1 protein-coding gene is annotated in these 370 nt (G+C 71.4%); it reads right to left on the bottom strand.

What is annotated here, in order from left to right:
• Nucleotides 1–370: SpaA isopeptide-forming pilin-related protein (locus ADK60_RS26115; RefSeq protein WP_286185306.1), on the bottom strand; the 370-nt coding region annotated here is incomplete at both ends.

Here is a 370-nt window from a genome sequence, read left to right on the forward strand (position 1 = left end):
CGCCGTTGGTCTCCTCCCACAGGTCGAACACACCACCCGCGAGCGGCGCGCCGGTCTCGGCGTTCGTCTTCAGCACCCGCACCTCACCCGTCACCGGGGGCACGGGCGCGTCGGCGGCGGTCGTCTGCACACCCGTCGCGGCGTTCTCCGCGGTCAGCACCAACGGACCGAACACCGGGTTCGCCGGAAGCTGGTAACCGGCCGGCGCAGCCGTCTCCCGCCAGTAGTAGGTACCCACCTCCACCGTCCGACGGCAGAGGCCGTCCGCACTGGTGGTGCACGCCGCACCCACCTGGGTGTCCGGGTTCACGCCGGAAGCCTGCAGACCGGGGACGCCGTTGGTCTCCTCCCACAGGTCGAACACACCACC

This window comes from Streptomyces sp. XY431 (assembly GCF_001279805.1).
In the GTDB taxonomy this organism is placed as follows: domain Bacteria; phylum Actinomycetota; class Actinomycetes; order Streptomycetales; family Streptomycetaceae; genus Kitasatospora; species Kitasatospora purpeofusca.